This is a genomic window from Kitasatospora sp. NPDC087271, from assembly GCF_044744605.1.
Classification (GTDB): Bacteria; Actinomycetota; Actinomycetes; order Streptomycetales; family Streptomycetaceae; genus Kitasatospora.
In genome coordinates, this window is sequence record NZ_JBIUYQ010000026.1 from 26,514 (window position 1) to 45,680 (window position 19,167).

The 19,167-nt window shown below is 72.4% G+C and carries 20 protein-coding genes and 5 tRNA genes; 19 read left to right on the forward strand and 6 right to left on the reverse strand.

The features are described from left to right. Positions 1–235: 235 nt before the first annotated feature. From ACIO9K_RS31525 to ACIO9K_RS31560, 8 genes are all read left to right on the forward strand, one after another. Entirely contained in the window at positions 236–505 is a 270-nt protein-coding gene (locus tag ACIO9K_RS31525; protein ID WP_363585713.1) for a hypothetical protein, read from the forward strand. A 245-nt stretch (positions 506–750) separates the two neighbouring features. Beyond that, a complete protein-coding gene (locus tag ACIO9K_RS31530) occupies positions 751–1,551 on the forward strand; it encodes a fumarylacetoacetate hydrolase family protein (RefSeq protein ID WP_063347716.1) in 801 nt (266 codons plus the stop codon). Continuing rightward, a complete protein-coding gene (gene gltX, locus ACIO9K_RS31535) occupies positions 1,544–3,067 on the forward strand; it encodes a glutamate--tRNA ligase (RefSeq protein WP_400335003.1) in 1,524 nt (507 codons plus the stop codon). Before ACIO9K_RS31530 ends, gltX begins: the two co-directional genes overlap by 8 nt. A gap of 238 nt (positions 3,068–3,305) precedes the next feature. After that, a tRNA-Gln gene (locus tag ACIO9K_RS31540) sits at positions 3,306–3,377 on the forward strand. 37 nt (positions 3,378–3,414) lie between these two features. Then, positions 3,415–3,487, forward strand: a tRNA-Glu gene (locus ACIO9K_RS31545). 27 nt (positions 3,488–3,514) lie between these two features. Beyond that, a tRNA-Glu gene (locus ACIO9K_RS31550) sits at positions 3,515–3,587 on the forward strand. A gap of 26 nt (positions 3,588–3,613) precedes the next feature. Continuing rightward, positions 3,614–3,686 (forward strand) — tRNA-Glu (locus ACIO9K_RS31555). Between the two features lie 49 nt (positions 3,687–3,735). Then, a tRNA-Gln gene (locus ACIO9K_RS31560) sits at positions 3,736–3,810 on the forward strand. A gap of 103 nt (positions 3,811–3,913) precedes the next feature. Here the strand turns inward: ACIO9K_RS31560 and ACIO9K_RS31565 are convergent. Continuing rightward, positions 3,914–4,627 (reverse strand): IclR family transcriptional regulator, encoded by a 714-nt coding sequence (locus tag ACIO9K_RS31565; protein WP_063347714.1) that lies wholly within the window; start codon positions 4,625–4,627, stop codon positions 3,914–3,916. A gap of 232 nt (positions 4,628–4,859) precedes the next feature. On the opposite strand from ACIO9K_RS31565, the gene leuC reads away from it, so the two are divergent. The 4 genes from leuC (at position 4,860) to ACIO9K_RS31585 (ending at position 8,274) form a co-directional block, all read left to right on the forward strand. Beyond that, the gene (leuC, locus tag ACIO9K_RS31570) at positions 4,860–6,296 is read left to right on the forward strand and encodes a 3-isopropylmalate dehydratase large subunit (protein ID WP_363585715.1); all 1,437 of its coding nucleotides are present in this window, start codon (positions 4,860–4,862) and stop codon (positions 6,294–6,296) included. 5 nt (positions 6,297–6,301) lie between these two features. Next, entirely contained in the window at positions 6,302–6,898 is a 597-nt protein-coding gene (leuD, locus tag ACIO9K_RS31575; RefSeq protein WP_363585716.1) for a 3-isopropylmalate dehydratase small subunit, read from the forward strand. Between the two features lie 181 nt (positions 6,899–7,079). Further along, positions 7,080–7,427: a hypothetical protein gene (locus ACIO9K_RS31580; RefSeq protein ID WP_371517045.1), complete on the forward strand. Its 348-nt coding sequence runs from the start codon at positions 7,080–7,082 to the stop codon at positions 7,425–7,427. Between the two features lie 133 nt (positions 7,428–7,560). Then, positions 7,561–8,274 (forward strand): HU family DNA-binding protein, encoded by a 714-nt coding sequence (locus ACIO9K_RS31585; protein WP_350882962.1) that lies wholly within the window; start codon positions 7,561–7,563, stop codon positions 8,272–8,274. Positions 8,275–8,480: 206 nt separating this feature from the next. On the opposite strand, the gene ACIO9K_RS31590 is transcribed toward ACIO9K_RS31585, so the two are convergent. Then, the gene (locus tag ACIO9K_RS31590) at positions 8,481–8,702 is read right to left on the reverse strand and encodes a hypothetical protein (RefSeq protein WP_063347710.1); all 222 of its coding nucleotides are present in this window, start codon (positions 8,700–8,702) and stop codon (positions 8,481–8,483) included. Positions 8,703–8,758: 56 nt separating this feature from the next. Next, positions 8,759–9,442 carry a 2-phospho-L-lactate guanylyltransferase gene (gene cofC, locus ACIO9K_RS31595; RefSeq protein WP_400335006.1) on the reverse strand — a complete coding sequence of 228 codons (684 nt, stop codon included), beginning with the start codon at positions 9,440–9,442 and terminating at the stop codon, positions 8,759–8,761. 232 nt (positions 9,443–9,674) lie between these two features. On the opposite strand from cofC, the gene ACIO9K_RS31600 reads away from it, so the two are divergent. The 3 genes from ACIO9K_RS31600 (at position 9,675) to ACIO9K_RS31610 (ending at position 12,730) form a co-directional block, all read left to right on the forward strand. After that, positions 9,675–10,499, forward strand: coding sequence for a lysophospholipid acyltransferase family protein (locus ACIO9K_RS31600; protein ID WP_350882958.1), 825 nt, complete (start codon positions 9,675–9,677; stop codon positions 10,497–10,499). Between the two features lie 14 nt (positions 10,500–10,513). Then, positions 10,514–11,497, forward strand: coding sequence for an NAD(P)H-dependent glycerol-3-phosphate dehydrogenase (locus ACIO9K_RS31605; RefSeq protein WP_079135606.1), 984 nt, complete (start codon positions 10,514–10,516; stop codon positions 11,495–11,497). Between the two features lie 87 nt (positions 11,498–11,584). Beyond that, positions 11,585–12,730 carry a D-alanine--D-alanine ligase family protein gene (locus ACIO9K_RS31610; RefSeq protein ID WP_350882957.1) on the forward strand — a complete coding sequence of 382 codons (1,146 nt, stop codon included), beginning with the start codon at positions 11,585–11,587 and terminating at the stop codon, positions 12,728–12,730. Positions 12,731–12,797: 67 nt separating this feature from the next. On the opposite strand, the gene ACIO9K_RS31615 is transcribed toward ACIO9K_RS31610, so the two are convergent. Next, positions 12,798–13,316, reverse strand: coding sequence for a DUF3515 domain-containing protein (locus ACIO9K_RS31615; protein ID WP_363375955.1), 519 nt, complete (start codon positions 13,314–13,316; stop codon positions 12,798–12,800). A 20-nt stretch (positions 13,317–13,336) separates the two neighbouring features. Then, positions 13,337–13,570: an Lrp/AsnC ligand binding domain-containing protein gene (locus tag ACIO9K_RS31620; RefSeq protein ID WP_363375953.1), complete on the reverse strand. Its 234-nt coding sequence runs from the start codon at positions 13,568–13,570 to the stop codon at positions 13,337–13,339. Between the two features lie 205 nt (positions 13,571–13,775). Here ACIO9K_RS31620 and ACIO9K_RS31625 point away from each other — a divergent pair, with 205 nt between their 5' ends. The 3 genes from ACIO9K_RS31625 to thiD all read left to right on the forward strand — a co-directional run bounded on the left by ACIO9K_RS31625 (position 13,776) and on the right by thiD (position 16,863). Continuing rightward, complete coding sequence (locus ACIO9K_RS31625; protein WP_363585718.1) at positions 13,776–14,741, forward strand: thiamine-phosphate kinase; 966 nt, start codon at positions 13,776–13,778, stop codon at positions 14,739–14,741. 196 nt (positions 14,742–14,937) lie between these two features. Next, on the forward strand, positions 14,938–15,963 hold the full coding sequence (locus ACIO9K_RS31630) for an ATP-dependent 6-phosphofructokinase (RefSeq protein ID WP_363626126.1): 1,026 nt from the start codon (positions 14,938–14,940) through the stop codon (positions 15,961–15,963). A gap of 54 nt (positions 15,964–16,017) precedes the next feature. Continuing rightward, on the forward strand, positions 16,018–16,863 hold the full coding sequence (thiD, locus tag ACIO9K_RS31635; RefSeq protein WP_363626128.1) for a bifunctional hydroxymethylpyrimidine kinase/phosphomethylpyrimidine kinase: 846 nt from the start codon (positions 16,018–16,020) through the stop codon (positions 16,861–16,863). A 177-nt stretch (positions 16,864–17,040) separates the two neighbouring features. On the opposite strand, the gene rpmB is transcribed toward thiD, so the two are convergent. Next, on the reverse strand, positions 17,041–17,226 hold the full coding sequence (gene rpmB, locus ACIO9K_RS31640; protein ID WP_014138233.1) for a 50S ribosomal protein L28: 186 nt from the start codon (positions 17,224–17,226) through the stop codon (positions 17,041–17,043). A 299-nt stretch (positions 17,227–17,525) separates the two neighbouring features. Here rpmB and ACIO9K_RS31645 point away from each other — a divergent pair, with 299 nt between their 5' ends. Continuing rightward, positions 17,526–19,157 (forward strand): DAK2 domain-containing protein, encoded by a 1,632-nt coding sequence (locus tag ACIO9K_RS31645; RefSeq protein WP_363624916.1) that lies wholly within the window; start codon positions 17,526–17,528, stop codon positions 19,155–19,157. Positions 19,158–19,167: the final 10 nt, after the last annotated feature.

Consider the following 19,167-nt stretch of genomic DNA (forward strand, 5'->3'; position numbering starts at 1 on the left):
AGAGTCGCGGACCTTCCGGAATGACCGTTATCGGAGATATGTCGGAAAATCCCGTTGCGGCGATATGTCGGATATCTGCAATTCGCTCATGAATTTGTGAGCAAAATCACAGTCTAATGTGTAGCTTTGGTCACGGTCCCTGTGGAATGAGATCTCGTAACCTGGCTGTCTCCGGAGCACGGCCCCGATCAGCCTGCCCAGAACCCCTCCGAATCATTCGGAATCACACAGGCCGGTGACGATCCGCCGCGATCCGCCCGGCCGCGACCACGAGGTGCTCTCGATGTCCCAGGCGAAGAAGGCCACCAAGTCCACGCTGCCCTGCCGCTCCACGGCGAACCCGCGCCGGACGACGCTGGCCTCGGTCGCGGACTTCAGCACGATCCCGGGTGCCCGCAAGCCCGAGGACGCCGTCACCTACGGCACCGAGCTGCCGGCCAGCACCGCCAACCCGCGCCGCACCCAGCTGATGGTCGCCCCGGCGCCCGTCGTCGTGCAGGACTGACCCGACCCCCGCTCCGACCGGGCGTCGCGGCCGTGCCACCGAGGGCGGCCGCGGCGCCCTGCGGCGTTCCCGGGCGGTTGCCGGGGCTCGCGGCCCAACCGCGCTGAACAGGGGCAAAGCGGTCAGCCGGGGCCCCACGCGATAGCCTGGACGACGATTGACGGGGCCGCGCCCACCGTGGGCGAGGCGCCCACCAGCGCCCGGGCGCGCCCCGGGCGGTCGACGAAGCGAGGGGTATCCCAGCCGTGCGCATTGCCAGGTTTTCCGTCCGGGAAGGGAGCCCTGCCGCCGGCAGCGTCTCCTTCGGCGTGGTGGAGGGCGACCCTTCCCAGCCCGACTCGCTGGTCGTCCACGCGCTGGCCGGCCACCCGTTCGGCCAGCCCCAGCCGACCGGCGAGAGTTACCGCTTCCAGGACGTCCGGCTGCTCAGCCCGATGCTCCCCAACAAGATCGTGGCGGTCGGCCGCAACTTCGCGGCGCACGCCGCCGAGCTGGGCAACGACGTCCCGGACGTGCCGCTCACCTTCTTCAAGCCGTCCACCTCGGTGATCGGCCCGACCGAGAACATCGCGTACCCGCCGTTCTCCTCGGACGTCCAGCACGAGGCCGAACTCGCCGTGGTGATCGGCCGGATGTGCCGCGAGGTGCCGCTGGACCGGGTGCCCGAGGTGATCCTCGGCTACACCTGCGCCAACGACGTCACCGCCCGGGACGTGCAGAAGCGCGAGGGCCAGTGGGCCCGGGCCAAGGGCTTCGACACCTCCTGCCCGCTGGGCCCGTGGATCGAGACCGACCTGGACCCGGCCGACCTCGCCGTCACCTGCACGGTCAACGGCGAGCTCCGGCAGGCCGGCCGCACCTCCCAGATGGTCCGCTCGGTCGCCGAGCTGATCGTCCACATCTCCGAGGCCATGACGCTGCTGCCCGGCGACGTCATCCTCACCGGCACGCCCGCAGGGGTGGGCCCGCTCAACGTCGGCGACGAGGTCGCCGTCTCCATCGAAGGCATCGGCACTCTCACCAACAAGGTGATCAAGCGTGGCTAGTGAAAAGCTCAGCGGCTCCGCCGCGGGCAACCCGGCCGTCCGGGTTCGTTTCTGTCCGTCCCCGACCGGGAACCCGCACGTGGGCCTGGTCCGCACGGCCCTCTTCAACTGGGCCTACGCCCGCCACAACGGCGGCACGCTGGTCTTCCGGATCGAGGACACCGACTCGGCCCGCGACTCCGAGGAGTCGTACGACCAGCTGCTCGACGCGATGCGCTGGCTCGGCTTCGACTGGGACGAGGGCCCGGAGGTCGGCGGCCCGCACGAGCCGTACCGCCAGTCCCAGCGGATGGACATCTACGCCGACGTCGCCCGCCGCCTGCACGAGGCCGGCCACGCCTACCACTGCTACTGCAGCACCGAGGAGCTGGACGCCCGCCGCGAGGCCGCCCGCGCCGCCGGCAAGCCCTCCGGCTACGACGGCCACTGCCGCGAGCTGACGGACGAGCAGGTCGCCGTCTACAAGCTGGAGAAGCGCGAGCCGATCCTGCGCTTCCGGATGCCCGACCGCACCCTCAGCTTCGACGACCTGGTGCGCGGCACGCTCACCTTCGAGCCGGAGAACGTGCCGGACTACGGCATCGTCCGGGCCAACGGCGCCCCGCTGTACACCCTGGTCAACCCGGTGGACGACGCCCTGATGGGCATCACCCACGTGCTGCGCGGCGAGGACCTGCTCTCCTCCACCCCGCGGCAGATCGCGCTGTACGCCGCGCTCGCCGAGATCGGCGTCGGCGACGGCACCACCCCGCGCTTCGGCCACCTGCCGTACGTGATGGGCGAGGGCAACAAGAAGCTCTCCAAGCGCGACCCGCAGGCCTCGCTCAACCTGTACCGCGAGCGCGGCTTCATCCCCGAGGGCCTGCTCAACTACCTGTCCCTGCTGGGCTGGTCGCTGGCCGACGACCGCGACCTGTTCGGCATCGACGAGATGGTCGCCGCCTTCGACATCGCCAAGGTGAACGCCAACCCGGCCCGCTTCGACCTGAAGAAGTGCGAGGCGATCAACGCCGAGCACGTCCGCAAGCTGGCCCCGGAGGACTTCGTCCGCCGCCTGGTGCCGTACCTCCAGGCCCCCGGGCTGCTGCCGGCCGAGCCGACCGCCGAGCAGCTGGACCTGCTCGCCAGGATCGCGCCGCTCACCCAGGAGCGGATGGTCGTGCTGAGCGAGATCGTGAACATGGCCGGCTTCCTGTTCGTCGACCCGGCCGAGTTCGCCGTCGACCCGGACGACGCCGCCAAGGCGCTGACCGCCGACGCCCGCCCGGTGCTGGAGGCCAGCGTCAAGGCGCTGGAGGCGCTCGCGGACTTCAGCCCGGAGCCGATCCAGGCCGCGCTGCGCGAGGCGCTGGTGGACGGGCTGGGCATCAAGCCCAAGTTCGCGTTCACGCCGCTGCGGGTCGCCGTCACCGGCCGCCGGGTCTCGCCGCCGCTGTTCGAGTCGATGGAGCTGCTCGGGCGCCCCGAGACGCTGCGCCGGCTGAACTCCGCCCTGGAGGCCCTGCCGGCCGCCTGAGCGGGCCGCTGAGCAGCCTGCGGGCCCGGCCTCGTGCCGGGCCCGCGGCCTGCCCGGACGTCACCGCCAGGTCGCCCGGCCGCTGCCTGGGGTTATCGATTTTGGAGCCGGGGCCGGCGTCGGGTAATGTTCTTTCTGCGCCGCCCGGGAGGGAACGGACGAGGGAGCGAAACCCTCCACCCGGCCCCGAACGAGAGGCGCAACGCCTGAGAAGGCCCCGACAGGGGTTCAACTCTGGTGGGGTATGGTGTAATTGGCAGCACGAGTGATTCTGGTTCATTTAGTCTAGGTTCGAGTCCTGGTACCCCAGCGCAGTACGCAAGCCCAGCAGTACAAGTGAAGAACAAGCCCCCGTTGTGTAGCGGCCTAGCACGCTGCCCTCTCACGGCAGTAGCGCCGGTTCGAATCCGGTCGGGGGTACTGGTCCCGCAAGGGATCACCTGGAAAGCCCCCGTTGTGTAGCGGCCTAGCACGCTGCCCTCTCACGGCAGTAGCGCCGGTTCGAATCCGGTCGGGGGTACTGGTCCCGCAAGGGATCGCCAGGAAGCCCCCGTTGTGTAGCGGCCTAGCACGCTGCCCTCTCACGGCAGTAGCGCCGGTTCGAATCCGGTCGGGGGTACTCCAGAGCATGAAGCCGGTGGGTTATCCCATCGGCGCTTGCTTTGTGTTGGGGTATGGTGTAATTGGCAGCACGAGTGATTCTGGTTCATTTAGTCTAGGTTCGAGTCCTGGTACCCCAGCCAGAAATTGAAGGCCCCGGTTTCCGGGGTCTTTTTTGCATTTCCCGGAGCATTCCGAAGGGCCCCGCGCGGTGGTGCTGCGCGGGGCCCTTTCCGGGTGCGGCGGTCAGCCGCGGCGGAGGGCCTCGGTGAGCCGGTTCGCGGCCTCGATGATGGCCTGGGCGTGCAGGCGGCCCGGGTGGCGGGTCAGCCGCTCGATCGGGCCGGAGACGGAGACGGAGGCCACCACGCGGTTGGAGGGGCCGCGCACGGGAGCGGAGACGGACGCGACGCCCGGCTCGCGCTCTCCGATCGACTGGGCCCAGCCGCGGCGGCGGACGCCGCTGAGCGCGGTGGCGGTGAAGCGGGCGCCCTGGAGGCCGCGGTGCAGCCGCTCGGGCTCCTCCCAGGCCAGCAGGACCTGGGCGGCCGAGCCGGCCTTCATCGGCAGGGTGCTGCCGACCGGGACGGTGTCCCGCAGACCGGAGAGCCGCTCGGCGGCGGCTACGCAGATCCGCATCTCGCCCTGGCGGCGGTAGAGCTGTGCGCTCTCGCCGGTGACGTCGCGCAGGTGGGTCAGAACCGGGCCCGCGGTGGCGAGCAGCCGGTCCTCGCCCGCCGCGGCGGAGAGTTCGGACAGGCGGGGGCCGAGGATGAATCGCCCCTGCATGTCCCTGGTGACCAGACGGTGGTGTTCGAGTGCGACGGCGAGCCGGTGGGCCGTGGGGCGCGCCAGACCGGTGGCGGCGACCAGCCCCGCCAACGTGGCGGGGCCCGACTCCAGTGCGCTCAGCACCAGAGCGGCCTTGTCGAGAACGCCGACGCCGCTAGAGTTGTCCATGCGCTAAGACTGCAGTCTCATTCCGCGAGACGCAAGTTCAATCTTCCGGGAAAAGCGCCACTCTGGATGCAGCAGCCCGGGAGGCATCCAGGATGCGACCTCACCAGAGTGTCCGCATCGTGGACAGCGATCCGGCGTGCAGGTCGCGAGAACGCGCCCGCCACAGGGCGGCGGGAGCTCCGACCTCGACGACACGAGAAGGCCGGCAACGCGGCCGGCTGGAGGGAATCCGATGGGACGGACACTCGCAGAGAAGGTCTGGGACGACCACGTCGTGCGGCGCGCGGAGGGAGAGCCCGACCTGCTCTTCATCGACCTCCACCTGCTCCACGAGGTGACCAGCCCGCAGGCCTTCGACGGGCTGCGGCTGGCCGGCCGGACGGTCCGCCGCACCGATCTGACGATCGCCACCGAGGACCACAACACCCCCACCGTGGACATCGACAAGCCGATCGCCGACCCGGTGTCCAAGGTGCAGCTGGAGACGCTGCGCCGCAACGCCGCCGAGTTCGGTGTCCGGATCCACTCGCTCGGCGACATCGAGCAGGGCGTCGTGCACGTGGTCGGCCCGCAGCTGGGCCTGACCCAGCCCGGCATGACCGTGGTCTGCGGCGACTCCCACACCTCGACCCACGGCGCCTTCGGCGCACTGGCGTTCGGCATCGGCACCAGCCAGGTCGAGCACGTGCTGGCCACCCAGACGCTGCCGCTGGCGCCGTTCCGGACCATGGCCGTCACGGTCGAGGGCGAGCTGCCCGAGGGCGTCACCGCCAAGGACCTGATCCTGGCCGTGATCGCCAAGATCGGCACCGGCGGCGGCCAGGGATACGTCCTGGAGTACCGCGGTTCGGCGATCCGGGGCCTGTCCATGGAGGCCCGGATGACCATCTGCAACATGTCCATCGAGGCCGGCGCCCGGGCGGGCATGATCGCCCCGGACGAGACCACCTTCGGCTACCTCAAGGGCCGTCCGCACGCCCCGCAGGGCGAGGACTGGGACGCCGCCGTCGCGTACTGGTCGACCCTGGGCACCGACGAGGACGCGGTCTTCGACCACGAGATCTTCGTCGACGCGGCCGCGCTGACCCCGTTCGTCACCTGGGGCACCAACCCCGGCCAGGGCGCCCCGCTGGGCTCCGACGTGCCGGACCCGGCCTCCTTCGCCGACCCGCAGGAGCGCGCGGCCGCCGAGAACGCCCTCGCCTACATGGGCCTGGAGGCCGGCACCCCGCTGCGCGAGGTCACCGTCGACGCCGTCTTCGTCGGCTCCTGCACCAACGGCCGGATCGAGGACCTGCGCGCCGCCGCCGCCGTCGTGGAGGGCCGCCGGATCGCCGACGGCGTACGGATGCTGGTCGTCCCCGGCTCCGTCCGGGTCGCCCTGCAAGCCGTGGAGGAGGGCCTGGACAAGGTGTTCACCGCGGCCGGCGCCGAGTGGCGCCACGCGGGCTGCTCGATGTGCCTGGGCATGAACCCCGACCAGCTCGCCCCCGGGGAGCGCTGCGCCTCCACCTCGAACCGCAACTTCGAGGGCCGGCAGGGCAAGGGTGGCCGGACCCACCTGGTGTCCCCGCAGGTCGCCGCCGCGACCGCCGTCCTGGGCCGTCTGGCCGCACCGTCCGATCTGCCCTCCGACCTGGCGGACACCAACGTGGCTGTGGAGGCCTGAGAACCATGGAGAAGTTCACCACCCACACCGGCCGGGCCGTTCCGCTGCGGCGCTCGAACGTGGACACCGACCAGATCATCCCGGCCCACTGGCTCAAGAAGGTCACCCGTTCCGGTTTCGAGGGCGGCCTTTTCGAGGCCTGGCGCAAGGACGAGTCGTTCATCCTCAACCAGCCCGAGCGGCAGGGCGCCACGGTCCTGGTGGCCGGCCCGGAGTTCGGCACCGGCTCCTCCCGCGAGCACGCCGTCTGGGCGCTGCAGAACTACGGCTTCCACGCGGTCATCTCGTCGCGCTTCGCGGACATCTTCCGTGGGAATTCCCTGAAGAACGGACTGCTGACGGTCGTCCTGCCGCAAGAGACCGTGGAACAGCTCTGGGCGCTCACCGAGAGTAACCCTTCGGCCGAGATCACCGTTGATCTGGAAGCCCGCGAAGTCCGGGCCGAGGGCGTCACCGCGTCTTTCGAACTGGACGACAACGTCCGGTGGCGGCTGCTCAACGGGCTGGACGACATCAGCATCACCCTGCGGAACGAGGCCGACATCGCGGCCTTCGAAGCGACCCGTCCGACCTTCAAGCCCCGTACTCTGCCGGTTGCCTGAGATCCCCTCAGAACAAGCATTCTGGCGATCCGCCGGATGGCCCGCCTCCCCTTCGGGGGGGCGGGCCATCCGCCGTTCCGGAGCACGAGTTAGCGCCGCGGCCCACCCCGGATTGCCCATTTGGCTTTGCCGGAGAGGGCCCCGCGCAAGTACAACTGCGGGTAGATGGCACAATCAGTACATGCACCGGCACCATGAACCTCCGTACGCGGGCGGCGAACCCGCGGCTCCGGAGTCCGTGGGCCGGGGATCCGAACGCCGAATTGACGATCGGCCGGACGTCGCCTCCGCACCAGCTGAGGGGCCGGACGACCAGGAAGTCGCAGCGCTCTACGCGCTTGTGGCCGAGCGGTTGAAGCAAGCTCACGCCCGCGTGCATGCGCTGAACGTGTCTGCCGATGCAAAGACCGCTCTCTCCCGTCAACTCCTCATCGTCACCGAGACCGCCAAGCGCGATCTTCCGGAGGCGGCAAGGCGGTTGAGTCGCTTTGTACATGACCTCGACGAGGGGCGCCCGCCCGTCGCCTGAGGTCGCCGACGCGCAAATCCATTGCGACACTAGGGTGATTCGCGCGTTTGGTAATTGAAAGTCCGCAGATACATACCTAACGTGCGAAAAGAACGGATGGAATCATCCGGCGCCCGTTTCCGAAGGGGAAGACGTGAACAAGGCTCAGCTTGTCGAAGCGGTGGCCGAGCAGCTGGGCGGTCGCAAGGCTGCCGCAGAGGCCGTCGACGCAGTGCTCGACACCATGGTCCGTGCCGTTGTGGCCGGTGACCGGGTTTCGGTCACTGGTTTCGGCACCTTCGAGAAGGTGGAGCGCTCCGCGCGCTTCGCCCGCAACCCGCAGACCGGCGAGAAGGTCAAGGTCAAGAAGACCTCGGTGCCCCGCTTCCGTCCCGGCCAGGGCTTCAAGGACCTGGTCAGCGGCAGCAAGAAGCTGCCGAAGGAAGGCCCCTCGGTGAAGAAGGCCCCCAAGGGCTCCCTCACCCCGGGCAAGAGCGGCGTCGCCGCCACCCCGGCCGCCAAGCGCGCCGCCACCAAGCGTGCCGCCACGGCCGCCGCCGCCGCTCCGGCTAAGAAGGCCGCCGCCAAGAAGACGGCGACCACGGCCGCGGCCAAGAAGGCGACCACCACCGCCGCCGCGAAGAAGGCGACCGCCACCAAGAAGGCGACCACCACCGCCGCCGCGAAGAAGACCACCGCGACCGCGACCAAGAAGACGGCCGCCGCCGCCAAGAAGGCGACCACCACCGCCGCCGCCAAGAAGACCACCGCGACCGCCAAGAAGGCGACCGCGACGGCCAAGAAGACGGCTCCGGCGAAGAAGACCGCCACCCGCAAGACCACCGCGCGCAAGACCTCTGCCAAGTAGTCCCGCGCAGCGGTCCTCGGACGGCCTTCGGCAGAGAGCCGCGGCACCCCCCTCCGTGAATTGCGGAGACCGGGTCGCCGCGGCTCTTTCGATTTCCGGGCGCTTAGTCAGGATTCTGCGACCGACGGTGACCAGGCACGGAACGCGGCGGCGGGCGTGCCGGACGGCGGAGGAGGACCAGCGGGGGGACGGTCAGCGGAGGACGGTCAGCCCGCGGCCGGGTCGGGGAAGGTCTGCAGCGTCACGAAGACCACCCGGCGGGCCTCGCCGGCGCCCTCGGTGCGGATCCGCACCCGCTGGCCCGGTCGCAGCAGCCGCAGACCGCCGGCGTCGAAGGCGGCCGCGTCGAACGGCACCGGGGTCCCGTCGTCGAGCAGCACGGAGCCGGCCCGGGTGGCGGGGTCGAAGGTGAACGCGGTGGCCTGCATGGCAGCAGCATAGCGAGCGGCCCCGGCCGACCGGGCGGCGTCCCGCGGGGCGCCGGTCAGGCCCGCGCCAGCCGGGCGAACAGGGCGCTGGTGTACGGGCCGAGGCCGAGCGCCGCGGCCTCGCCGAGGTCCGCGCCGGTGTCGACGTCCCGGCGCACCGACTCCACGTCCGCCAGGCGAAGTTCGAGTGCTCCGCCGGCCGCGTGCCGGGCCCGCGAGCCGTCCCCGAAGGCGGGCGAGAGCGGGCGGCCGGGGGTACAGGCGAGCAGCGTGGTGCCGAGGCCGGGGGAGTCCGGCAGGAAGGCCCGGCCGTCCGGCGGCACCGCGCCCAGCACCCGGGCCAGTTCGACCGGGCGCAGGGCCGGCAGGTCCGCCGAGAGGGCGGCCAGCGGCGAGCGCGGGGCGAGCGCCAGGGCGGCCGCCGTGCCGTGCACCAGCGCCTCGTTGAGGCCCTCGCCGGGTTCGTCGGCGACCACCACCGCGCCCAGTGCCGCCAGCCGGGCGCCGGCCGCCGGGTCCCGGGTGACCACCAGGACCCGGGCGACGCCCGGGGTGGCCAGTGCGGCGGTGGCGGTGTCGAGCGCGAAGGACAGCGCGAGGTCCGCCCGGTGCGGCCCGGCGTACGGGGCCAGTCGGCTCTTCGCGAGGGCGAGCGGCTTGAGCGGCAGCACCAGCGACCAGTCGGTGGCGGGTGCGGGGGGCGCGACGGGCCCGTTGGGGCGTACGGTGTCCTGGGTCATCGGCGTCATTGTGACGCCGGTCCCGGAGCCCTCGCCAGGCCGTCCGATCTGTGCGGACGTGCGTTTGATCACGCCTGCCGGGCGGGTTGGCGCGGTCGCTCGACAGCCGGTGAGCAGCCGGGCGAGACTGTTCCGCGCCCGTCACCCGGGCACCGGTCCCGTACCGGTGCGCGGCACCGGGAGGTTATGACCGCGGCACCCCACGTGCCGCTTCGGATGAGGAGGACCTGGGGTGGCCCGCCGCTCGTACGCCAAGTTCGGCAACGCCGACTACGGCATCTGGTACCGCTTCGCGGCCGTGCTGGTGAAGCCGGTGACGACCGCGCTGGTGAAGCCCGACTGGCGGGGCTGGGAGCACCTTCCGAAGGAAGGCGGCTTCATCGCCGCGGTGAACCACAATTCGATCATCGACCCGGTGATCTACGCGCACTGGCAGTACAACAGCGGCCGTCCGCCGCGCATTCTCGGCAAGTCCTCGCTGTTCTCGATTCCCTTCATCGGATTCATGCTGCGCAAGACCGGCCAGATTCCGGTGTTCCGCGAGTCCACCGATGCCGCGCAGGCTTTCCGGGCCGCTATCGACGCCGTCAACGGCGGCCAGTGCGTGCAGTTCTACCCGGAGGGCACGCTCACCCGGGACCCGGACCTGTGGCCGATGACCGGCAAGAGCGGCGTCGCCCGGGTCGCGCTGATGACCGGCGCGCCGGTCATCCCGGTCGCACACTGGGGAGCGCACGAGATCATCCCGCCGTACGGCCGTCCGGGCTTCGGGAAGGGCAAGTTCAACCTCTTCCCGCGCCACCGGGTCACCGTGGCGGCGGGGCCCGCGGTGGACCTGAGCAAGTACCGGGGCCAGGAGCTCACCGCCCAGGTGCTCAACGACGCCACCGAGGACATCATGACGGCGATCACCGCCGTGCTGGCCGACGTCCGCGGCGAGGAGCCGCCGGCCGAGCGCTACGACATGCGCAAGGCCGCCCGGAACCGCGCCGCCGCGGCCGCCGCCGAACGCCGGCGCGCCAAGGGCGGCAACGACGACGAGGAGGGCGGCCGGTGACCCGCTGCGCAGTGATGGGGACGGGCTCCTGGGGCACCGCCTTCGCGATGGTGCTGGCCGACGCGGGCAGCGACGTCGTCCTGTGGGCCCGCCGCCAGGAACTCGTCGACGCCATCAACACCACGCACGAGAACCCGGACTACCTGCCGGGCGTGCCGCTGCCGGGCTCCGTCCGGGCCACCACCGACGCCGCCGAGGCGCTGGCCGGCGCCGACTTCGCCGTCCTGGTGGTGCCCTCGCAGACGCTGCGCGACAACCTGGCCGCCTGGACGCCGCTGATCGAGCCGCAGACCGTGCTGGTGAGCCTGATGAAGGGCATCGAACTCGGCACGGCCAAGCGGATGAGCGAGGTGATCGACGAGGTCACCAAGGTCGGCCCGGAGCGCGTCGCGGTGGTCAGCGGGCCCAACCTGGCCCGGGAGATCGCCAACCGGCAGCCCGCCGCCAGCGTCGTCGCCTGCGCGGACGAGGCGGTCGCCAAGCGGCTCCAGGCGGCCTGCCACACGCCGTACTTCCGCCCGTACACCAACACCGACGTGCTGGGCTGCGAGCTCGGCGGAGCGGTCAAGAACGTGATCGGCCTGGCGGTCGGCATGGCGGCCGGCATGGGGCTCGGCGACAACACCAAGGCGACGCTGATCACCCGCGGGCTGGCCGAGACCACCCGGCTCGGCGAGGTGCTCGGCGCCGACCCGCACACCTTCGCCGGGCTCGCCGGGATGGGCGACCTGGTCGCCACCTGCTCCTCGCCGCTGTCGCGCAACAACACCTTCGGCATGAACCTGGGCCGGGGCATGTCGCTCGCGGAGACCATCGCGGCGACCCGGCAGACCGCGGAGGGCGTCAAGTCCTGCGAGTCGGTGCTCGACCTGGCCCGGCGCAACGGCGTCGACATGCCGATCGTCGAGGCGGTGGTGGACGTCGTGCACAACGGGCGGCCCACCCAGGAGGCGCTCCAGGCCCTGATGTCCCGTTCGGCGAAGGCCGAGCGGCGCTGAGCGGTGCCGAGCGGCGCTGACGGCGAGGCGGTGGTCGGGGGCGGCTGACGCCCCGGAAACCGTTCGCACGGTAGTCTCAAACCCGATATGAGCATCGAACAGTCCTCCCCGAACCCGTCCGCTGCGAAGCCGCGCGTCGCGCTGGTCTTCGGCGGACGCAGCTCCGAGCACGGCGTCTCGGTGGTCACCGCCGGCAGCGTGCTCAAGGCGATCGACCGCGAGAAGTACGAGGTGCTCCCGATCGGGATCACCCCCGAGGGCCGCTGGGCACTGGTCAGCGACGAGCCCGCCCGGATGGCCATCACCGACGGCCGGATGCCGGACGTCCCGGGCGTCGCCGAGTCCGTGGACGGGCAGGTCGCGCTGCCGATCGCCCCGGGCGACCGGGAGGTCGTCCTGAGCGAGCCGGGAAGCACCCCCAAGGCCCTCGGCGAGGTCGACGTGGTGTTCCCGCTGCTGCACGGCCCCTGGGGAGAGGACGGCACCCTGCAAGGCCTGCTGGAGCTGTCCGGCGTGCCCTACGTCGGCAACGGCGTGCTGTCCAGCGCGGTCGGCATGGACAAGGAGTTCACCAAGCGGATCCTGGCCTCGCACGGCCTGGGCGTCGGCCGGTACACCATCGTGCGGCCGCGCGACTGGGAGAGCGAGGCCGGCCGCGCCGCGGTGCGCGAGCGGGCCGCCGAGCTCGGCCTGCCGCTGTTCGTGAAGCCCTGCCGGGCCGGCTCCAGCATGGGCATCACCAAGGTCAAGGACCTCGCCGACCTCGACGCCGCGATCGAGGAGGCCCGCCGGCACGACCCCAAGCTGATCATCGAGGCCGGCGTGAGCGGCCGCGAGATCGAGTGCGGCGTGCTGGAGACCGAGGACGGCCCGAAGGCCAGCCTCCCGGCCGAGGTGCTGGTCGGCGACGGCTTCGACTTCTACGACTTCGAGGCCAAGTACATCGACTCGTCCGAGGTGCAGATCCCGGCGAAGCTCGACGACGAGCAGACCGCCGAGATCCGCCGCCAGGCGGTGGCCGCGTTCGACGCGCTCGGCTGCGAGGGCCTGGCCCGGGTGGACTTCTTCCTGCTGGAGGACGGCACCTGGATGGTCAACGAGATCAACACCATGCCCGGCTTCACCCCGATCTCGGCCTACCCGAAGATGTGGGAGGCCACCGGGCTGTCCTACCCGGAGCTGATCGACCGGCTGCTCCAGGCGGCGCTGCGCCGCTCGACCGGCCTGCGGTAGCCGCGCGCGAACGACGGAGGGCGGGCCGGGAAGCTCCCGGCCCGCCCTCCTCGGCGCGTTCGCGGGCTCAGCCCGGGACGGTGGCCTTCACCGCGCCGGTGAGGGCGGCGGCCGGGTCGAAGGGGTTGGCCGCGGCACCGGCCGGGACGGTCACCTCGACGTAGGCGGCGCGCATGGTCGTCACGAAGCGGTAGCCGCCGTCGGTGAGCTTCTGCGACCACCAGGTGACGTCGTCCACGGTCGGCGACCAGTCCTTGGCGTGCTCGCCGTCCAGTTCCTCCGGACGGTCGATGCCGCAACGCAGCACCGTGCGGGGCGAGCTGGCCCACGCGGCCACGTACGGCGAGGCGGGCGACGGGTCCTTGCGGGCGTGGCCGAGCAGCTCCTGCGGCAGGGCCGCGGCCAGCGCGCGGCAGTACTCGGCCGCCTTGCCGCCCGGCCGGGGGGCCGCCACCGATTCGTCGGCGGAGCCCCAACTGCCGAGCAGCACGACGACCGTGCAGGTCAGGGCGAGCGGCAGGGCCAGCCAGCGGACGGGCGCCGGCAGTGCCGTCAGCGCCCGGGGGATTCGGAGTTCTCTGGCCACCCGCCGATGGTAGCCGGGTCTTACAGGTGCACCACCGGACAGGTGAGGGTGCGGGTGATGCCCTCGACCTGCTGGACCTTGGCCACCACCAGGCGCCCCAGGTCGTCCACGGTGTCGGCCTCGGCCCGGACGATGACGTCGTACGGGCCGGTGACGTCCTCGGCCTGGAGGACGCCGGGAATCTCGGAGATCGACTGGGCCACGGCGGTGGCCTTGCCGACCTCGGTCTGGATCAGGATGTATGCCTGTACCACGGGGACCTCCGGCGGCCGGTTACGGGGATCGCCGCCGTGATCGCCCGGACGGTCGTCGGGGTGGGAACGGGCTCACCGGCAGTCTGATCACCACGCTACCGCGCGGTGGGCCGGGGAGGGGAGACCCCGACACCCCGGAAGGGCGTACGCTGCGCGCGGGGGCTCGACGGGGACGAGTTCAGATGGACATGCGAGAGGACGGCAGATGCAGGGGACCGTGGGCGAGCTCGGCGAGTTCGGTCTCATCAGGGAGCTGACCGCCCGGGTGCCGCTCACCGACGCGGTGGACCTCGGCCCCGGTGACGACGCCGCGGTGGTGAAGGCCCCGGACGGCCGGGTGGTGGCCACCACGGACGTCCTGATCGAGAACCGGCACTTCCGCCGGGACTGGTCCACCGCCTACGACGTGGGCCGCAAGGCCGCCGCCCAGAACCTCGCCGACGTGGCCGCCATGGGAGCGGTGCCCACCGCGATACTGCTCGGCCTGGTCGCCCCCGCCGACCTGCCCACCACCTGGGCCACCGAGCTGATGGACGGGCTGCGCGACGAGTGCCAGGTGGCCGGGGCGACGGTGGTCGGCGGCGACGTGGTGCGCGGCGACACCGTCACGCTGGCCATCACGGCGCTCGGGGACCTCCAGGGGCGCGCGCCGGTGACGCGCGCCGGCGCGCAGGTCGGCGACGTGGTCGCGGTGACCGGCTGGCTCGGCTGGTCGGCCGCCGGACTCACCGTGCTGCAACGAGGCTTCCGCTCCCCGCGCGCCTTCGTCGAGGCGCACCGCCGGCCCGAGCCGCCGTACCACGCGGGCCCGGGCGGCGCCGAGTTGGGCGCGACCTCGATGATCGACGTGAGCGACGGACTGGTCGCCGACCTCGGCCACGTGGCCCGGGCCAGCGCGGTGGACATCGACCTGAAGGCCGCCGACTTCGACGTCCCGGCGCAGATGGCCGACATCGGACAGGCGGTCGGGGTGGACCCGCTGGTCTGGGTGCTGTCCGGCGGCGAGGACCACGCGATCGTGGCGACCTTCCCGCGCGGGGTCCAACTCCCGGCCCGCTGGCGGGTGGTGGGCGAGGTGACCGGCCGACCCCGGGGCAGCCGCAGCGGCCGGGTGACGGTGGACGGCGCGCCCTGGGACCGGGTCGGCGGCTGGGACCACTTCGCCGAGTGACGGGCGGCCGCGCCGATTGTCGTACGGCACACGGCGGGTGACTCCCGGACACCGGCGCGCGGCGGGCGGCGCGTGACCCCCGGACTCGCGGCGCACGGGCTTCGCGGGTCCGTTTTGCGTAGGCTGGCGACAACCGAGCCCGCCCGCCGTCTGGTGTGGGTGGTCTGAACCACTGCGAGCGGGAGCGCACCCAGTCATGCGTATCGGTGTACTGACCAGCGGCGGCGACTGCCCCGGCCTCAACGCGGTGATCCGCTCCGTCGTGCACCGGGGCACGGACGTGCACGGCGACGAGATCGTCGGCATCCTGGACGGCTTCCTCGGCCTGATCGAAGGCCGCACCCGGCCGGTCTCGCACGACGACGTCACCGGCCTGCTCACCCTCGGCGGCACCGTCCTGGGCTCCGCCCGGGTGCAGCGCGAGCGGATCTCCTGGGCGGTGGAGAACGCGAGGACGCTGGCCCGGGACATCGGCATCGACGCGCTCATCGCGATCGGCGGCGAGGGCACGCTGACCGCCGCCAGGCTGTTCAGCGACGCCGGACTGCCGGTCGTCGGGGTGCCCAAGACCATCGACAACGACATCAACGCCACCGACGCCACCTTCGGCTTCGACACCGCGGTGCACGTCGCGACCGAGGCGATCGACCGGCTCAAGACCACCGCGGAATCCCACCAGCGCGTCATGGTCGTCGAGTTGATGGGCCGTCACACCGGTTGGATCACCCTCACCGCGGGCATGGCCGGCGGCGCGCACGGCATCCTCATCCCGGAGAAGCCCTTCGACATCGAGGCGGTGGCCCGGATGGTCGACGACCGCTTCGACCGCGGCAAGAAGTTCGCCATCATCGCCGTCGCGGAGGGCGCCGCCCCGATGCCCGGCACCATGCGCTTCGACCACGGCGAGGTCGACCAGTACGGCCACCGGACCTTCGGCGGGATCGGCAACCGGCTCGCCCACGAACTGGAGAACCTGCTCGGCAAGGAGGCCCGCCCGGTCATCCTCGGGCACACCCAGCGCGGCGGCACCCCGACCGCCCGGGACCGCGTGCTCGCCACCCGCTTCGGCTGGCACGCCGTCGAGGCCGTCCACCAGGGCGCGTTCGGCCACTTCACCGCGCTGCGCCGGACCGGGATCGAGCTGGTGCCGATCGCCGACGCGGTGACCAGGCTGAAGACGGTGCCGGAGGACCGCTGGGTGGAGTCCGAGGCCGTGCTCTGAGGCCGTGCTCTGGCAGGGTGCCGCGCTCCGAACGCGCGCAGGTAGGTTGACCTCATGGCCCACCCGTCTCCCGCCCCCGCCCCTGGCCGACGCGCTGCGCGCGGCCCCGCCACCGCCCCTCCCCGCGTGCTCACCGTCGCCGGCTCCGACTCCGGTGGTGGTGCCGGCATCCAGGCCGACCTCAAGGCGATGCTCGCCCTCGGCGTCCACGGCATGAGCGTGATCACCGCCGTCACCGCGCAGAACTCGCTCGGCGTCCAGGGCTACTGGGAGCTGCCCGCCGAGGCCGTCCGGGCGCAGTTCCGCAGCGTGGTCGACGACATCGGGGTGCAGGCCGTGAAGACCGGCATGCTCGCCTCGATCGAACTGGTCGAGACCGTCTCCGAACTGCTGGCCGGGGTGGACGCCCCGGTGGTCGTCGACCCGGTCGGCGTCTCCAAGCACGGGGACGCCCTGCTGGCCGCCGAGGCCGTCGCCACCGTCCGCGAGCGGCTGCTGCCGGTCGCCACCCTGGCCACCCCCAACCTGCACGAAGTGACCCAGCTCACCGGCCGGACGGTCGAGGGCGAGGGGCAGATGCTGGACGCCGCCAAGGCGTTGCTCGACCTCGGGCCGCGCTGGGCGCTGGTCAAGGGCGGCCACCTGGAGGGTGAGGCCGCGGACCTGCTCTACGGCGGGCCCGGCGAGGTGCACTGGTACCGGGCGCCGCGCTACGACAACCGGCACACCCACGGCACCGGTTGCACCCTGGCCAGCGCGATCGCGGCCGGGCTGGCCAAGGGCGAGTCGCTGCCGGAGGCGGTCGGCTCGGCCAAGGCCTACATCACCGGCGCGATCGCCGGCGGCTTCGCGCTCGGTGCCGGGATCGGCCCGGTCGACCACGCCTGGCGCTGGCGCTGACCCGGCCGGTGGGCGGGCCCCCGGGCCCGCCCACCACCACGGATGTGGCGGGGAACACGGGTGCGGCGGGAAGCCGGCGGGAAATCAGCGGCCGGAAAGCGCGGCGGAAAAACAGTGAAGCCGGTTCATCCGAGGATGAACCGGCTTCACTGGAGGACCGGCATGCCGGTCTGCGCGTCAGCGCGAGACCTTACCGGCCTTGATGCACGAGGTGCAGACGTTGAGCCGCTTCGGCGTCCGCCCAATCACAGCGCGCACCGTCTGAATGTTGGGGTTCCAACGACGGGGGGTACGGCGGTGCGAGTGGGAGATGCTGTTGCCGAAGCCCGGCCCCTTGCCGCAGACGTCGCAGTTGGCAGCCACAGGAGTCACTCCAAGACTTCAGATCATTTACGTTCGACAACCCCGCTGGACCAGCGGAGCACTCGCGTGAACCTGACCGGACCGAGGGGTGAGCCTGGATTGTTCCAGGCAACCGGAAGAGCATACAACGCCTGTTCCGGTTCAACGAAACTACCATGTCCGGCAGGGTGATCGCTCCGGTCGCCGGTCCGGGCGACCCTCCCCGGCCCCCGATAACCTGCCGGTATCACCCCTCGCCGCGGCCTTGGCCGTGCTGCTGCCCCGCAGGCCGTCGCGGCGTCCCACCCGGAGGAGACCTGGTGCTGCACACGCTCGACGCCCCGGCCGTGCGCACCTGGTGCCAGCTCGCCCTGCGTGCGCTCGGCCAGGCCCGCGAGGAGATCGACGCGCTCAACGTCTATCCCGTCCCGGACGGCGACACCGGCACCAACCTCTACCTGACCGTCGAGTCCGCCGCCGCCGAGGTGGAGAGCCGCTTCGCCGACCCCGCCGCCGACCCGGCCCCCGGCCTGGCCGACACCGCACGGGCGATGGCCCGCGGCGCGCTGGTCGGCGCCCGCGGCAACTCCGGGGTGATCCTCGCCCAGTGGCTGCGCGGCACCGCCGAGACGCTCGCCGAGGGCGGCGGCGCCGACCAGCTGCGGGCCGCCCTGCAACGGGCCGCCGATTCCGCCTACCAGGCCGTCGCGGAGCCCGTCGAGGGCACCCTGCTGACCGTCGCCCGGGTCGCCGCCCGGGAGGCCGTCCGGGCCGGGGACGGGCTCGCGCAGGTCGCCGACACCGCCTACCGGGCCGCCCGGGACGCGCTGCGGCACACCCCCGAACAGCTCGCCGTGCTGGCCGAGAACGGGGTCGTGGACGCCGGCGGGCGCGGCCTGGTCGCCGTGCTCGGCGCGCTCGCCGACGCCGTCGCCGGGCAGCAGCCGATGGGCCCGGTCGCGCTGCGCGGGGACGTCCGGGAAGTCGACAGCTGCGCGGTGCACCTGAGGCCGCCGGGCCCCGGCCACCCCGCGTTCGAGGTGATCTACCTGCTCGACGCGCCCGACGAGGCCCTGCCCGCCCTGCGCGAGCGGCTCGGCGCGCTCGGCGACTCCCTGGTGGTCGGCGGCGGCGACGGCCTGTGGAACGTGCACGTCCACGTGGACGACGCGGGCGCCGCCGTCGAGGCCGGGGTCGAGGCCGGGCGGCCGCACCAGATCCGGATCACGCACTTCGCCGAGGCCGCCGCCCGGGCCGGCAGCGCCGCCGAGCGCGGCGAACGCCGGGACCGGGCCCGCGCGGTGCTCTGCGTGGTGTCCGGCGGGGGACTGGCCGAGTTGTGCGAGCAGGCCGGCGCCGTCGCCCTGCACGCCGACCCGGACCGCCCGCCGGCCAGTGCCGAACTCGCCGCCGCCGTGCGCCGCTCGGCCGCCCGCGAGGTCGTCCTGCTGCTCAACGACCCCGAACTGCGCGCCGCCGCCGGGGCCGCCGCCGACCAGCTGCGCGAGGAGGGCGTGCGGATCGCCGTGCTGCCGACCCGCTCGCCGGTGCAGGGCCTGGCGGCGCTCGCGGTGCACGAGGGCGGGCGCCGCTTCGACGAGGACGTGGTCGCCATGACCTCCGCGGCCGGCGCCACCCGGTACGCCGAACTCGCCGTGGCCGAGGGGGAGTCCTGGACGATGGCCGGGGTCTGCCAGGCCGGGGACGTGCTCGGCCTGATCGACGGCGACGTCGCGGTGATCGGCACCGGGCTGGCCGAGGTCGGGGCGAGCGTGCTGGACCGGATGCTCGGCGCGGGCGGCGAACTCGTCACCCTGGTCCTCGGCGAGGGCGCCGACGAGGCGCTCGCCGACCGCCTGGTGGCACACGCCCGGCACCGGCGGCCCGAGGTCGACGCGGTGGTCTTCCACGGCGGCCAGGAGTCCGCGCCGCTGCTCATCGGGGTGGAGTAGGGCACGCCGC

Excerpts from the sequence above, each read along its gene's own strand:
- thiD (WP_363626128.1), top strand. The coding sequence starts at position 16,018 with ATGGCCCACCCGTCTCCCGCCCCCGCCCCTGGCCGACGCGCTGCGCGC.
- leuC (WP_363585715.1), top strand. The coding sequence starts at position 4,860 with ATGGGACGGACACTCGCAGAGAAGGTCTGGGACGACCACGTCGTGCGG.
- ACIO9K_RS31580 (WP_371517045.1), top strand. The coding sequence starts at position 7,080 with ATGCACCGGCACCATGAACCTCCGTACGCGGGCGGCGAACCCGCGGCT.
- ACIO9K_RS31565 (WP_063347714.1), bottom strand. The coding sequence starts at position 4,627 with ATGGACAACTCTAGCGGCGTCGGCGTTCTCGACAAGGCCGCTCTGGTG.
- ACIO9K_RS31625 (WP_363585718.1), top strand. The coding sequence starts at position 13,776 with ATGCAGGGGACCGTGGGCGAGCTCGGCGAGTTCGGTCTCATCAGGGAG.
- ACIO9K_RS31590 (WP_063347710.1), bottom strand. The coding sequence starts at position 8,702 with ATGCAGGCCACCGCGTTCACCTTCGACCCCGCCACCCGGGCCGGCTCC.
- leuD (WP_363585716.1), top strand. The coding sequence starts at position 6,302 with ATGGAGAAGTTCACCACCCACACCGGCCGGGCCGTTCCGCTGCGGCGC.
- ACIO9K_RS31605 (WP_079135606.1), top strand. The coding sequence starts at position 10,514 with ATGGGGACGGGCTCCTGGGGCACCGCCTTCGCGATGGTGCTGGCCGAC.
- cofC (WP_400335006.1), bottom strand. The coding sequence starts at position 9,442 with ATGACCCAGGACACCGTACGCCCCAACGGGCCCGTCGCGCCCCCCGCA.
- ACIO9K_RS31630 (WP_363626126.1), top strand. The coding sequence starts at position 14,938 with ATGCGTATCGGTGTACTGACCAGCGGCGGCGACTGCCCCGGCCTCAAC.
- ACIO9K_RS31610 (WP_350882957.1), top strand. The coding sequence starts at position 11,585 with ATGAGCATCGAACAGTCCTCCCCGAACCCGTCCGCTGCGAAGCCGCGC.